The sequence below is a fragment of the Streptomyces sp. NPDC024687 genome (assembly GCF_055559055.1).
In genome coordinates this window covers 233,519-245,842 of record NZ_JBVHLJ010000011.1, presented here as the reverse complement: position 1 = coordinate 245,842, position 12,324 = coordinate 233,519, and the positions used below count along the sequence as shown (strand labels likewise).

The 12,324-nt window shown below is 69.6% G+C and carries 12 protein-coding genes and 3 pseudogenes; 6 read left to right on the top strand and 9 right to left on the bottom strand.

Annotated features, from left to right (window positions below):
• Positions 1 to 13: 13 nt before the first annotated feature.
• A complete protein-coding gene (locus ACZ39I_RS35110) occupies positions 14 to 436 on the bottom strand; it encodes a DUF6325 family protein (RefSeq protein ID WP_069764702.1) in 423 nt (140 codons plus the stop codon).
• Between the two features lie 177 nt (positions 437 to 613).
• On the opposite strand from ACZ39I_RS35110, the gene ACZ39I_RS35105 reads away from it, so the two are divergent.
• On the top strand, positions 614 to 1,951 hold the full coding sequence (locus ACZ39I_RS35105; protein ID WP_467248951.1) for a hypothetical protein: 1,338 nt from the start codon (positions 614 to 616) through the stop codon (positions 1,949 to 1,951).
• 386 nt (positions 1,952 to 2,337) lie between these two features.
• Here ACZ39I_RS35105 and ACZ39I_RS35100 read toward each other — a convergent pair.
• From ACZ39I_RS35100 to ACZ39I_RS35080, 5 genes and pseudogenes are all read right to left on the bottom strand, one after another.
• A pseudogene (locus ACZ39I_RS35100) lies at positions 2,338 to 2,484 on the bottom strand (GTP 3',8-cyclase MoaA); the annotation flags it as partial.
• Positions 2,481 to 3,647, bottom strand: a complete 1,167-nt coding sequence (locus tag ACZ39I_RS35095) for an XdhC family protein (RefSeq protein WP_467248950.1) — start codon at positions 3,645 to 3,647, stop codon at positions 2,481 to 2,483. The gene ACZ39I_RS35095 and the pseudogene ACZ39I_RS35100, both read right to left, overlap by 4 nt.
• Positions 3,648 to 3,794: 147 nt before the next feature.
• Positions 3,795 to 3,989, bottom strand: a pseudogene (locus tag ACZ39I_RS35090) (xanthine dehydrogenase family protein molybdopterin-binding subunit); the annotation flags it as partial.
• 47 nt (positions 3,990 to 4,036) lie between these two features.
• Positions 4,037 to 4,387: pseudogene (locus ACZ39I_RS35085) on the bottom strand (FAD binding domain-containing protein); the annotation flags it as partial.
• Between the two features lie 11 nt (positions 4,388 to 4,398).
• The gene (locus ACZ39I_RS35080) at positions 4,399 to 5,037 is read right to left on the bottom strand and encodes a (2Fe-2S)-binding protein (RefSeq protein WP_467248949.1); all 639 of its coding nucleotides are present in this window, start codon (positions 5,035 to 5,037) and stop codon (positions 4,399 to 4,401) included.
• Between the two features lie 482 nt (positions 5,038 to 5,519).
• On the opposite strand from ACZ39I_RS35080, the gene ACZ39I_RS35075 reads away from it, so the two are divergent.
• Both ACZ39I_RS35075 and ACZ39I_RS35070 read left to right on the top strand, forming a co-directional pair.
• Positions 5,520 to 6,245, top strand: a complete 726-nt coding sequence (locus ACZ39I_RS35075) for an SDR family NAD(P)-dependent oxidoreductase (RefSeq protein ID WP_467248948.1) — start codon at positions 5,520 to 5,522, stop codon at positions 6,243 to 6,245.
• Positions 6,246 to 6,695: 450 nt separating this feature from the next.
• Positions 6,696 to 7,532, top strand: coding sequence for a helix-turn-helix transcriptional regulator (locus ACZ39I_RS35070; protein WP_467248947.1), 837 nt, complete (start codon positions 6,696 to 6,698; stop codon positions 7,530 to 7,532).
• 538 nt (positions 7,533 to 8,070) lie between these two features.
• Here ACZ39I_RS35070 and ACZ39I_RS35065 read toward each other — a convergent pair.
• On the bottom strand, positions 8,071 to 8,499 hold the full coding sequence (locus tag ACZ39I_RS35065) for a nucleoside deaminase (protein ID WP_467248946.1): 429 nt from the start codon (positions 8,497 to 8,499) through the stop codon (positions 8,071 to 8,073).
• Positions 8,496 to 9,371, bottom strand: a complete 876-nt coding sequence (locus ACZ39I_RS35060; protein WP_467248945.1) for a TIGR03619 family F420-dependent LLM class oxidoreductase — start codon at positions 9,369 to 9,371, stop codon at positions 8,496 to 8,498. The genes ACZ39I_RS35065 and ACZ39I_RS35060 overlap by 4 nt, the downstream gene beginning before the upstream one ends.
• A gap of 95 nt (positions 9,372 to 9,466) precedes the next feature.
• Here ACZ39I_RS35060 and ACZ39I_RS35055 point away from each other — a divergent pair, with 95 nt between their 5' ends.
• Positions 9,467 to 9,922: an Lrp/AsnC family transcriptional regulator gene (locus ACZ39I_RS35055; RefSeq protein WP_467248944.1), complete on the top strand. Its 456-nt coding sequence runs from the start codon at positions 9,467 to 9,469 to the stop codon at positions 9,920 to 9,922.
• 362 nt (positions 9,923 to 10,284) lie between these two features.
• On the opposite strand, the gene ACZ39I_RS35050 is transcribed toward ACZ39I_RS35055, so the two are convergent.
• Entirely contained in the window at positions 10,285 to 10,617 is a 333-nt protein-coding gene (locus ACZ39I_RS35050; RefSeq protein ID WP_467248943.1) for a DoxX family protein, read from the bottom strand.
• Between the two features lie 144 nt (positions 10,618 to 10,761).
• Between ACZ39I_RS35050 and ACZ39I_RS35045 the strand changes: the two genes are divergently transcribed.
• Both ACZ39I_RS35045 and ACZ39I_RS35040 read left to right on the top strand, forming a co-directional pair.
• Positions 10,762 to 11,235 (top strand): carboxymuconolactone decarboxylase family protein, encoded by a 474-nt coding sequence (locus ACZ39I_RS35045; RefSeq protein ID WP_467248984.1) that lies wholly within the window; start codon positions 10,762 to 10,764, stop codon positions 11,233 to 11,235.
• A gap of 119 nt (positions 11,236 to 11,354) precedes the next feature.
• Complete coding sequence (locus ACZ39I_RS35040) at positions 11,355 to 12,275, top strand: RNA polymerase sigma-70 factor (RefSeq protein WP_467248942.1); 921 nt, start codon at positions 11,355 to 11,357, stop codon at positions 12,273 to 12,275.
• Positions 12,276 to 12,324 lie beyond the last annotated feature (49 nt).

Sequence of the window (12,324 nt, the reverse complement as noted above, 5' to 3'; positions counted from 1 at the left end):
CCTGCCCCCGCTCTCAGGGCGCGGTTTCCGCCGCGTCCAGGGCGGCCAGGACCGCGGGCACGGGGATCCGTCCGGAGGCGACCAGTTCGGCGCCGCCGCGTCGCAGGGCGGCGGCGAACGGCGCGGCCCAGAGGTTCTCGTAGATCAGGACGCCGGCGGAGTTGCCGGGTTCCAGGGCGGCGGCTGCTTCCACGAGGTCGTCCTGGCCCAGCAGGCCGGAGGACGCTCCCTCGAAGACAGCCAGATCGAGTTCGCCGTCGCCGGTGAGATCGCCGATCTCCAGGCCGGTCACGGATCCGTCGGCGTCCTTCCTGATGAACGTCAGATCGAGGATCCGGATGAGGCCGCGGTCCACCAGATCGACCAGGAGGGGGAAGCCCTCGCCGGTCATTCGGTTGCCGGGAAACTCGACGACCAGATAGTCGATCGGTCCCATCGCGCCGGATGTGTCGACTTCGTCGAATGTGTCGCTCACGGCGTCACCTTCTGGGCTTGTGGCTGTCTTCCCCTTGCCATTGCATCACCCGACCGCGGCGATCGCACCTCGTGCGGGGCTCACCCGTCGGGCGCACACGGGTCGCGTGTGCTGCACCGTGCCGATCTTCTTGTGTCCATGAGCAATGAAGGCGACGAGCAGCTCTCGGCCCGGGAACGCATCGAACTCGATGAACTGCGGCACCGGGTCGGCGCCCTGGAGAGTGCCGCTCGCCCGCAGGCGGCGCGCCATCACTGGCTACGGTCCACAGGCTCGGTCCTGCTGATCCTCCTCGCTGCGCTGCTGTCGCTGCTGTCCGTCATCGCGGTCTGGGCGAACAGCATCGTGCGGGACACGGACCGCTACGTCGCCACGGTGGGACCGCTGGCGTCGGATCCGGATGTGCAGAAGGCCGTCACCAACCGGGTCACCGACGTGGTGCTGGCGCAGATCGACGTAGACGTGCTGGTCAAACAGTTGCAGGACGCCGTGTCGGAGAAGGGTGTGCCGCCGAAAGCGGCCCAGCTGGTCGGCAATCTGGACGGGCCGATCGCGAGCGGCCTGAAGCAGCTGGTCAGCGGCACCGTGGAGCGGGTGGTCAGCAGCAGCGCCTTCGAGAAGGTCTGGGTGGACGCCAACCGCAGGGTGCACTCGTCCGTCGACAAGGCCCTGACGGGCGAGGGCGGCGGCGCCGTCTCGCTGAAGAACGACGAGGTGGCCATCGACGTGGCACCGATCGTGGACCAGGTCAAGGAGCGGTTGGTCGGCGCCGGCCTCGGAATTGCCGCGAAGATCCCGGACGTCCACACGGACTTCGTGGTGGTCCAGTCGAAGGACATCGGCAAGATCAAGACCTATATGAGGGTCCTGGAGATCCTGGGCAGCTGGCTGCCCCTCATCGCCCTGCTCGTGGCCGCTGCGGGGGTGTACACCGCGTTCAACCGCCGGCACGCGTTGGTCGGGGCCGGGTTGGCGGTGTTCCTGGCCATGCTGGTCCTCGGGATCACCCTCACCGTCTTCCGGGACATCTACCTCGACCATCTGCCCTCCGGAGCGTCCCCGGCCGCCGCCGGAGCGGTGTACGACGCGCTGATCAGGTTCCTGCGCGCCGGTGTACGGGCCCTCGGCGCCGTCGCCCTCATCGTCGCCGTCGGCGCCTTCCTCAGCGGCCCGTCCCGGATCGCCGTCCTCGTCCGCAACGGCTGCCGCAGGAGCATCGGCGCTCTGCGCGACGTGGCGGCCTCCGAAGGACTTCGACTCGGGGCGGTCGGGCGGTTCGTGCACCGCTTCAAGCGCTGGATCGGGGTCGCGATCCTGGTGGTCGCCGCGATCGTCCTGTTCACCTGGACCTACCCGACCACGATGGTCGTGGTGTGGACCACGGTCATCGTGCTGGCGGGCTTCGCGATCCGTGAGTTCCTGGACGGCGGCTCCGCCTCACCCGCCGACCCGGCGGCCGGCGGGGCCGCTCGCTGACGCGTGGCGAGACGGGGGGCCCGTACTGGCTCGGCTCGCCGGAAACGCCTCCAGGGACAAGTTGAGCGGGGAAGCTCCTATGCCCCTCTGACACGGCCGGGCCGGAGCACGCCCCGAAAAGCGCCGGTCCGTGTGCCCTGGGCGCAGTGACACCCGTGGCATGACCGGCACGCGCCGGAGTGGACAGTCCTCCGCCGACGCCCACCGCCGGCGGCATCGCCCGTGCGTCGGGCATCACCTGGCTGCTGCGGGATACGGTGGCCCGCGCCGCCTTGCCGAGTGTGCGGGCCGCTCCTGCGGTGAACTCCCGGCTGCCGGCCTCGCCCGAACGCCGCCGACCACACCATGCAGACCCGGACACTCCACGCCAACCTTCCCCTGCAACGGCGCACGATCTCGTCGTCGGTGAGCAGATCGGGCTTGGCCAGCCACTGCAGGCCCTCCTCGGGCATGCGGTAGGTGCACCGCAGATTGCACCGGTCGGTCAGCGAGACCCGCAGGTCGGTGGCCTGCCGGTCATAGGTGTCGATCAGCGTGTTCCCGAGGCCGTTCCTGCCCCGTGCCGCGCTGTCTCCGGCACTGCGTCGGGAACGGGGTGGATCGGGCCGCTGACCCGGGCCAGAGGCAAGCCGCTCGCCCGGCCGGCGTGGGCGATGATCTCGGCGGTGATGGAGATGGCCGTCTCCTCGGGGGTACGGGCACCGAGGTCGAGGCCGATCGGGGACCGCAGCCGGGCCAACTGCTCCTGTGTGACGCCGACTTCGCGCAGCCGGAGAAGACGCTCCTCGTGGGTGCGCCGGGAGCCCATCGCGCCGACGTAGCCGACAGGCAGGTCGAGTGCCCGCCGCAGCAGCGGGATGTCGAACTTGGCGTCGTGGGTGAGCACACAGACGGCGGTACGGGCGTCCACGGCCGTTCGTGCCAGGTAGCGGTGGGGCCAGTCGACGACGACCTCGTCGGCGTGCGGGAAGCGTGCCTGGGTGGCGAAGACGGGGCGGGCGTCGCACACGGTGACGTGGTAGCCCAGGAACCGGCCTGCCTGGGCCAGGGCGGCGGCGAAGTCGACGGCGCCGAAGATCAGCATGCGGGGGCGGGTGGCTGCCGCGTGGACGAGGACGGAGAGCCTCTCGGGGCAGGTGCCGGCGTGTCCACCGACCGCGCGGAGTGCGGTGCGCCCGGTGCGCAGTTGGGAGGTGGCCAGGTCCGCCACCACCCGGCCTGTCGGCCCGTCGCCCAGCGCACTGTCGGCGATCCAACTGTCGCCGATGACACTCAAAGTGGCCCCGACCAATTCCCCTGGCGCGTCCACGACTTGGGCGACGGCAACGGGCCGGCCCCCGACCGCCTCGGCGAACGCCGCGCCGAGATGCGACTGGGCCGCCGGGTCGATGCGCTGGACGAGCACGTCGAGTTCACCACCGCAGGTCAGTCCCACGGCGAAGGCGTCGTCGTCGGAGTAGCCGAACCGGGCACGCTGTGGAGCGCCTTGCTCCTGGAGCACCTGTCGGCACAGTTCGTACACCGCACCCTCGACGCATCCGCCGGAGATGCTGCCGACGGCGTTGCCGTCCTCGTACACAGCCACCGACGTACCGATGGGCAGGGGTGCGCTGCCCGTGACGTCGACGATGGTGGCCAGGGCGAAGGGGCGTTCCTCGCGGAACCGGCGGTGCAGTGTGTCCGCGATGTTCAGCATGGGGGCTCCAGAGCAGACGGTCGCTGTCGCAGAAGGTGGGCGGGCTGCCACCGCGCCGACGGGGGCGTGTGCGCGGCGGCGGCCCGGGGAGGATCCGGCAGACGTACGGGGGTTCGGCTGCCGGACCGGTCCGTGGCGGCGGAGGTGTCAGAGCAACGCCTCTGCGGCGATGGTCAGTTGGCGGATCCGGCGGCCGGTGGCGTTGAAGACCGCGTTGCCGATCGCCGCCGCCACGCCGACCTGGACGACCTCGCCGAGCCCCTTGACGCCCAGCAGGTTGCCGGCGTTGTCCTCGCCGTCGAGGTAGATCGCCTTGATCTCGGGGACGTCGGCGTTGACGGGCCGCACGCCACTGTCGCCCCCGGCAGCACCCCGCACCGCGAACAGGCCGTGCAGCGGGTGCGCTGCATGATGTTGCCGCCGATGGTGGCCATGTTCCGCAGTTGCGCCGAGGCGCCCCGCAGCGCCTGGGCGGCCACCGCGAAGAGGGAGTTCAGCTTGGGGTCGGCGGTGGCCACGGCCATCGGGACCAGGGCGCCGATGCGGATGCCCCCGCCCGCGGTGACGGTGATCTCGCTCAGGGGCAGGGTGCTGATGTCGACCAGGCTGTCGGGGGTCTCGACGGTCTCGCGCATCAGGTCGACCAGCGTGGTGCCGTCGGCGATGTAACGGCCGCCCGCGCGCCCGGCGTTGAGGGCTTCGCGGGTGTCGGAGGCGCGGGTGTAGGTGAAGGGGTGCATGGGGCCGCTCCTTACTTGCGGGCGGCGGTCTGCTCGACCGCGCGCACGATCTTGACGTAACAGCCGCAGCGGCAGATGTTGCCGCTCATCCACTCCCGGATCTCCTCCGGCGAATTGGTGTGGCCCTCCTGGACGCAGCCCACCCCGGAGAGGATCTGGCCCGGGGTGCAGTAGCCGCACTGGAAGGCGTCCTCGTCGATGAACGCCTGCTGCAGCGGGTGCAGTTGATCCCCCTCGGCCAGTCCCTCGATGGTGGTGACTTCGGCACCCTCCAGCCGGACCGCCAGGGTCAGACAGGAGTTGACCCGCTGCCCGTCGACCAGCACGGTGCACGCCCCGCAGGCCCCCGCGTTGCAGCCCTTCTTCGACCCGGTCAGGTCGAGGTGCTCGCGCAATAGGTCCAGCAGCGAGGTGCGATTGTCGACCGTCACCGTCCGACGCGTGCCGTTCACCGTCAAGGAGACACGGCTGGAAGGGGCCGCTCCCGTGGCGGTCGCCTCCTCGGCACCGGCCAGGAACGATCCTCCAGCGACCACGACACCGCCCACCGCGACACCGGTGGCGATGACGGTGCGCCGACTGGGTCCCGAGGTGGACTCACCGCCTCCGGTGGGCGGAGAGACAGCAGATTCAGGGAGTTCAGAGGACATGCGTTCGCCTTTGCATCACGGACGGATCAGTCGTGCACACCAGCGGAAGGCCAGGCACGGAGATCGACGCCACCGCGGGAGACTGGGGTGATCGCTCGCCTCGACAGGGCGGCTGATCACGCGACGAGTCTTGCACCACGGGAGTCACGCATGACAGGGAGAGTCTTGTCCCCCCTGCTTTCCCTTGGCCGTCCCTTGGTGTCTTTGCCCGCAAGTGAGAGCTCAGTGAAGGAGGCTGATCGGGTCGGGTGGGGGAGGGTAGGGGGCATCAAGTCCGCGAGTGCGGTGATCGAAGGGAGACGCCCCGTGCGAGGAGGCACACAGATTCACGACGACGTCAGCGGCGACGCCGGCAGGCAGGACCCGACGACCGTCCGAGCGCTTGGCGGCGTTACCGGGCTGGAGGCCGCTGCACGCACCGCACCGGTGCCTGTGTCCGGCGGCCAGGCCCGAACGGGGTGGGCCCCGGGGGCGGTGCGCTCATGAGCCGCATCCTGGTGACCGGTTCCGCGGACGGTCTCGGACGTGCCGCCGCGGACACGCTGCTGTCCCAAGGCCACGACGTTGTCGTACACGCTCGCAATCAGGATCGGGCGGGGGGCCTGGCCGCGCTGGTGGAGCGCGGGGCGCACCTCGTGACGGGGGACTTCACGGAGCGGGATGCCGTTCGGCGCATCGCCGCCGAGCTGAACGACGCCGGCCCGTTGGATGCGGTCATCCACAACGCCGGCGTGTGGAGCGGGCCGGCGGTCATGCCGGTCAACATCATCGCCCCGTACCTGCTCACGGCCCTGCTGCGCGGACCGCGACGGCTCGTCTACTTGAGCAGCGACTCGCACTTCGGTGGACAACCCCGGCTGGACGGCGTCGACTGGCGTGGCGAGAGCGCGGGTTCGTACCCCGACAGCAAGCTGTACGTCACGGCGCTCGCTGCCGCCGTGGCCCGGCTGCGTCCCGGTGTGTTCAGCAACGCGGTCGATCCGGGCTGGGTGCCGACCAAGATGGGCGGTCCCGGGGCACCGGACGACCTGGAGCTCGGGCATCGCACACAGGAGTGGCTCGCCTCCAGCGATGACCCCCAGGCCCTGACCGCCGGCGGGTACTGGTACCACGGCGAGCGAGTGCAGCCGCACCGGGCAGTGCACGACGAAGCGTTCCAGGACCGCCTCCTGCAAACGCTGGCCGAAGATACGGGCCTCGAACTCTGAGGGCGGACCACCGACAGCACATCCTGGCCGCCACCCACGTGCACGGATGAGGTCAGGTGTGTCAGGAGCCCCTCGCAGCAGCTTCCGCGAGGGGCTCCTCACCGTGCTCTGAGCCCGGGCCGATGACCGCGCGCCTCGCGCCGAGCGGCCCGGGGGGCTTCCGGGCACGTCAGAGTGGCAGGCTGGTGAGCCCGGTCGACGATTTCCTCACCGAGCCCCTCGACCTGCTGCGTAAGAAGCCCGGTGGCCAACGGTTCCTACGACGACGTCCTCGCCGTGCTCAGCAGTCGACCGACCTGTGGTGACCGACGTGGAACAACTCCCCGCGGGCTCCTTGCTGCGCGCACCTCGGCGTCGGCCGTCGGGCGCATTCGCGGGGTGGGAGAGGAGGGCGTAGCCATGGATCGGTGGTCTCTGGATAGCCGGGCGGGATGCGGTGAGGATGGGGCCATGGACAAGAAGGAACTGGCCGAATTCCTGCGCCGTCGGCGTGAGACGTTGCGCCCCGGCGACGTCGGCCTGGTCGAGGGGCCGCGCAGGCGTACCCAGGGCCTGCGCCGTGAGGAGGTCGCCCAGCTCGCCGGCATGTCCACCGACTACTACGCCCGGCTGGAGCAGCAGCGTGCTCCGCAGCCCTCCGTGCAGATCACCGCGGCTCTCGCCCGGGCGCTACGGCTGACCTTCGACGAGCGCGACCATCTCTTCGCCCTCATCGGCCACAACGCCCCGGCCCGCTTCCGCCGCTCCGAACACGTCAGCCCGACCCTGCTACGGGTCCTGGACAGCCTGGACGACACCCCCGCCTTGGTGACCACCGACCTGGTCGACACCCTCGCCATGAACCCCTTGGCCGTCGCCCTCCTCGGCGACCAGACCCGTCACACCGGTCTGGCCGGCAGCGGCTTCTACCGCTGGTTCATGGACCCGGCCGAGCGTCTTGTGTACCCCGAGGAGACCCACGAAGGTCACGGCCGGGCCCAGGCAGCGCGCCTGCGGGCCGCGCTGACAAATGGCAGCGACACCCCCCGAGCCGCCCGGATCCTCGCCGAACTCCAGGAACACAGCCCCGAGTTCGTCCGCATGTGGGAACTGCAGGAGGTCGCCCGCTACGGCGACTGCAAGACCGTCCTGCATCCCGAACTCGGCCGCATCGACGTCGACGCTCAGCTCCTCTACACCGAGAATCGCGCCCAGACCCTGGTCGTGCTGACCACCCGCCCCGGCACGGAGAGCCACAGCAAGCTCGAACTGCTCTCCGTCATAGGGCACCAGCAGCTCACCCCCTGACGTCCTGGACCGGACAAGGGCACGCTGGAATGCCTGGGCAGCTCGCATGGTCGGCTCCGCGCTCGGGCCGCCCATTTGACCGGATGCTGCCTCCGCTTTACTCTCGAATACATGCGGAGGCAGCATCCGTTTTGATGCGGCCGCAGGGCAACGGCAGGCAGGAGGGCGCATGAGCGCCGGTGCACAGCGCGAACGCACGCCCGCAGCTTGGAAGCGATGCCATTTCATAGCGCGGCTGAGTAGTGGCCCGACACGTGGGCGCTCCCCGGGCGAGCGCCCCGCCCGTCAGACTCCGAGTGCCTCGATCACGAGCTGTGCGACCTTGCGTGCCGAGTACTGCTGCTGACCAGTGATCAGCCTGCCGTCGCGCACGGCGAAGGCCTTGAAGAGATGTCGTCGCTGGTGCCTCCGTGTTGAGCGGCGCCTGTCTTGTCGTTTATCTGGAAGCTGACTAGCCCTTGGGCGTCCTGGTGCGCAGGAGGGGCGAGCGCACCCAGGTGCGTTCCACCGGTGGCGGGCTCTGCCCTCGGCCCGGCGGTCAGCGGTAGTAGGGCTCGACTGCGGCCCGTACCTCGTCGAGCAGCGCGGGGCCGTCCTGCGGCACGGGCGGTCGGCTGCTGCCCGGCCTGATGTCCAGGAGCTGTTCGTTGGACAGGGCGAACACCACTCGCCGCAGTCCTGCCCATTGGATGACGGCCTCGCACATCCCGCATGGCTGGCAGCTGGTGTACATGGTGGTGTCTGCCGCCGTCTGCGCGTCGAGTTCTCTTGCGGCCCACCTCGCCAATTTGAGTTCCGGGTGTGCGGTGACGTCGTTGTCGGTGAGGGTGGTGTTGTGCTCCTCGGCCAGGATCGTCCCGTCCGGTCCTGCCAACAGAGATCCAAAGGGCGGGTTGCCGCTCGTGCGTGCCTTGGCCGCGAGAGAGATGGCCCGTCGGAGGAGGGTGTGGTCGTCGGGTGTGGTCATGACTGCTCCTTCGTGGTGCGGGGTGGGGTGTTGGGCGGGAGAAGGCGCGCGGCCACGGTGGCGAGGGCTTGCCAGGCCGCCTGCGGGTGACATGTCGCGTGGGGGTCGCCCTGGTAGGTGTCGAGGACGACGGACTCGGCGCCCAGCAGCCGCAGTTGGTCGAGGTCGTCCATGATCTGGTCGATGGTGCCCTCACCGGCGGGCCGTCCCGCTCCGTCGACCGGTTCCTTGGTGAGTCGCAGGGCGATGCGGGGAGCCAGTGCGGGCACGGGCAGGTGTTGCTCGTCCGCGTACGTCTTCAGCCTGCCTGCGGCTTCGCGCAGCCACGGCATGGTGGGGTGCAGCGGATGCCATGCGTCTCCGAGTCGTACGGCCCGGCGCAGCCCCGCGTCGCTGTTGCCGCCGACCCACACCGGGATCCGGCGGTCTCCGTACGAGGCGGTGTCCTTCCAGGCGGCCCGAATGTCCCGCAAGTGACTGTCGGTCAGCTGTCCGCGCTGTGAGAACGGGATGCCGAGGGCGGCGAACTCCTGCCGCGCCCAGCCCACTCCCACGCCGAGGATCAGCCGGCCGCCGCTCAACTCATCCAGATTGGCCGCCATTCGGGCGGTGAGCAGCGGGTGCCGGTAGGGAGCGATGAGGACCGTCGTGCCGAGCTGGATACGGGTGGTGAGGCCGGCCAGCCACGACAAGGTGGTGAAGGGCTCGTAGAAGGGGGCCGGGTAGCGCTCGGCGACATCCGGCGTAATGGCTATGTGGTCCGAGACCATCAGTAGGTCGAAGCCCAGGCCCTCCACGGTCTGGGCCCAGCTTCGCAACACTCCGGGGTCGGTGCCCGGGCCGAAATTGGGGACGTTCACTCCGATCTTCATAGGGCCCAACCCTAGGCAGGGTGTACGGGTCGCCAGAAGGGATTCCCGCCTGTTCAGGGGCAGTTCGGCCGTGGATCCGCCGGTAGAATGGGCGTATGACCGTGAGTCTCGACGTGACGGACTGGGCGATCCTGGCAGAAGTCCAACGGGACGGGCGGATCCCGTTCACCGAGCTGGCGCGGCGGGTGAACCTGAGCGCGTCGGCGACCAAGGAGCGGGTACGTCGGCTCGAGGAGGCCGGGGTGATCACCGGGTACCGGGCGGAGGTGGACCCGGAGCGGACCGGTTACCCGGTGATGGCGGTGGTCCGGCTCAAGTACCCGGGGCCGGGAACCCGGCACCAGCCGCTGCGCCGGCTGCTGGAGGAGCGCTCGGAGATCCTGGAGTGCCTTCGCACCACCGGAGACGACTGCTACGTCATGAAGGTGGTGGCCACGTCGATGGCCCACCTGGAGGAGATCGTCGACGAGTTGGCCGAGTTCGGGAGCACCACCACCAACCTCGTCCTCAGTCGGACGCTCCCGTTGCGCGGTCCGGGGGGCTTCGGGTGAACACCGTCAGGTAGGCGCTGACGGTGTGCGGACGCCTCTCAGTTGCCGAGGCTCGGCCTGGCGTCCAGCAGCGTCGACCATCAACTGCCCGTCGTCCGCTGTCACATGGAGAGGGGCGGAGGGCGGCGGCAGTCCGGGCCAGGGCGCGGAGGGTGGGGCCGTCGGCGGCGGAGCGCCCGCTCCACCTCGGCGGCCGAAAGACGCGAAGGTGAAGGAGTTCGTGTGCAAAGCACACCGCCGCCGGACGCCGAGCCTGGCCGGCACTGGAGTGACGTCGTAGCCAACTCCGTTGGCTGGTAGGTGTATCGGTACGACCTGGAGTGTGCCCGGCACTTCGGCGCTCGACTGATGTGCGCCGGTGGTCAGCCGGTGAAGGACTCGGGGCCGAAACGGCCCCATGCGATGAAGGCGGCAAGGGCGAGGTAGATCAGGTCGCCGGGGATCGTGGCCTTCTCGCCACGGCGCAGACGCATGGTGACCGCGCAGGCGAACAGCAGAACGAGACCCGTGACAGCCAGCGGCACCAGCAGCGGCGCGATGTCGAGCACCGCGGGCAGAAACAGGCCCACCGCAGCCAGCAGCTCGACCACGCCGCCCGTCGCGGCCGGCTTCTCCTGCGGCACGAACATCTTGGAGCTGCCCACCAGGCAGACAGCGGCGAGCACCCCAGCGGTGGTCCACAGCGCGACGTTCACCGTCAACGCCCTGATCGAGGACTTCCGTACCCGAAACGAGGGAGCCATCAGCGGAGAGACGTGGGTCACACCGTGTCATGTCACAGGCGTCGCGGCCGCCTCGTCTTGAGGGTGAAGGCATCGACGAACGTGGAGGAGCACACGATGGACGCGCGATTGAACTACTTCGCCAGCCCGATCGCCGGCAAGGCGCTCAAGTACTTCATGTCGGTCGGCCGGGAGCTGAAGGAATCGCCGCTGCCGGCTACGACGCAGGAATTGGTAGCGCTGCGCGTGAGCCAGATCAACGGCTGCGCGGCCTGCATCGACATGCACACCAAGGAAGCCGCCGCGGCCGGCGAGAGCCCGGTGCGGCTGAACCTGATCGCGGCTTGGCGGGAAGCAACGGTCTTCACCGAGGCCGAACGCGCCGCGCTCGCGTTGGCGGAGCAGGGGACCCGGGTCGCGGACGCGGCCACCGGGGTCAGCGACGAGGTGTGGGCGCGTGCCGCCCAGCACTATGACGAGGAGCAGCTCACGGCCCTCGTACTGCTGGTCTCGTTCATGAACACGGTGAACCGGCTGAACATCATCACCCAGCAGCCGGCCGGCGATTACCAGGTCGGCCAGTTCCACTGAACCGCCACCGCCCCGTGGCCCGGGTCAGACTTTCCGGGACCACACATCGGATGATCTTCGAAAGATGCCTCGCCGGCACGAGTCCGGCCGGGCACACAGACAGCTAAGGGGGAGTCGGCGTGGGCAAGGTCGAGGAGTTCGAGGAGCTGCGGCCGCTGCTGTTCTCGATCGCGTACCGGATCCTGGGCAGCGTGGGCGAGGCGGAGGACGCGGTACAGGAGACCTGGCTCCGCTACGACGCCTCGAGAACCCGGCCCGTGTCGGCCAAGGCGTTCTTGTCAGCCACGGTGACCCGGATCGCGATCGACGTGCTGCGCTCCGCCCGGGTGCGGCGGGAGAAGTACGTCGGACCGTGGTTGCCCGAGCCGCTGCTGGACGATCCGTACGAGGACCCGGCCCGCGCGGCGGAGCTGGCCGACTCGGTGTCGATGGCGGCGCTGCTGCTCCTGGAGCGGCTCAGTCCGCTGGAGCGGTCGGTGTTCGTGCTCCGCGAGGTCTTCGCCTTCGGCTTCGACGAGATCGCCACCGCCGTGGGGCGCTCGGAGACCGCGTGCCGACAGCTGCTCGTACGGGCACGCCGGCACATGCACGAGGGACGGCCCCGGTTCGAAGCGGACCGCCAGGAGCGGCAGGAACTCGCGAGGCGGTTCTTCGAGGCACTGACGCAGGGAGACGTGGACGGACTGCAGAATCTGCTGTCCGCCGACGTCCAGCTCATCGGGGACGGCGGTGGCAAGGCACCGCAACTGGCCAGAGCCGTCACCGGCGCCGAGAACGTGGCCAGGCTGCTCGCCACCGTCTACCCGCTCATGGCCCGGATCGACATCACGTTCGAACCGCACGAGGTCAACGGTCAGCCGGGCGCGCTCTTCCGCGACCGCGACGGCAAAATCCTCCACATCCTCGCCCTCGACACACTCGACGGGCAGATCCAAACGATCCGCGCGGTCATCAACCCCGACAAGCTCAGCCACCTCGGCCCGGTCGCCGACGCCTGGGCCGTCGACCGGGAAGTGAAGCAGACCCGTAAAACCCCGTGACGTCTTCCCGCGATATGAACCGCGCTCATCCACCGCGCAAGATCGATTA

What these genes read in the sequence shown, in the direction of transcription:
- ACZ39I_RS35110 (WP_069764702.1), bottom strand. Translation starts at nt 436, where the DNA reads ATGGGACCGATCGACTATCTGGTCGTCGAGTTTCCCGGCAACCGAATG.
- ACZ39I_RS35105 (WP_467248951.1), top strand. Translation starts at nt 614, where the DNA reads ATGAGCAATGAAGGCGACGAGCAGCTCTCGGCCCGGGAACGCATCGAA.
- ACZ39I_RS35095 (WP_467248950.1), bottom strand. Translation starts at nt 3,647, where the DNA reads ATGCTGAACATCGCGGACACACTGCACCGCCGGTTCCGCGAGGAACGC.
- ACZ39I_RS35080 (WP_467248949.1), bottom strand. Translation starts at nt 5,037, where the DNA reads ATGTCCTCTGAACTCCCTGAATCTGCTGTCTCTCCGCCCACCGGAGGC.
- ACZ39I_RS35075 (WP_467248948.1), top strand. Translation starts at nt 5,520, where the DNA reads ATGAGCCGCATCCTGGTGACCGGTTCCGCGGACGGTCTCGGACGTGCC.
- ACZ39I_RS35070 (WP_467248947.1), top strand. Translation starts at nt 6,696, where the DNA reads ATGGACAAGAAGGAACTGGCCGAATTCCTGCGCCGTCGGCGTGAGACG.
- ACZ39I_RS35065 (WP_467248946.1), bottom strand. Translation starts at nt 8,499, where the DNA reads ATGACCACACCCGACGACCACACCCTCCTCCGACGGGCCATCTCTCTC.
- ACZ39I_RS35060 (WP_467248945.1), bottom strand. Translation starts at nt 9,371, where the DNA reads ATGAAGATCGGAGTGAACGTCCCCAATTTCGGCCCGGGCACCGACCCC.
- ACZ39I_RS35055 (WP_467248944.1), top strand. Translation starts at nt 9,467, where the DNA reads ATGACCGTGAGTCTCGACGTGACGGACTGGGCGATCCTGGCAGAAGTC.
- ACZ39I_RS35045 (WP_467248984.1), top strand. Translation starts at nt 10,762, where the DNA reads ATGGACGCGCGATTGAACTACTTCGCCAGCCCGATCGCCGGCAAGGCG.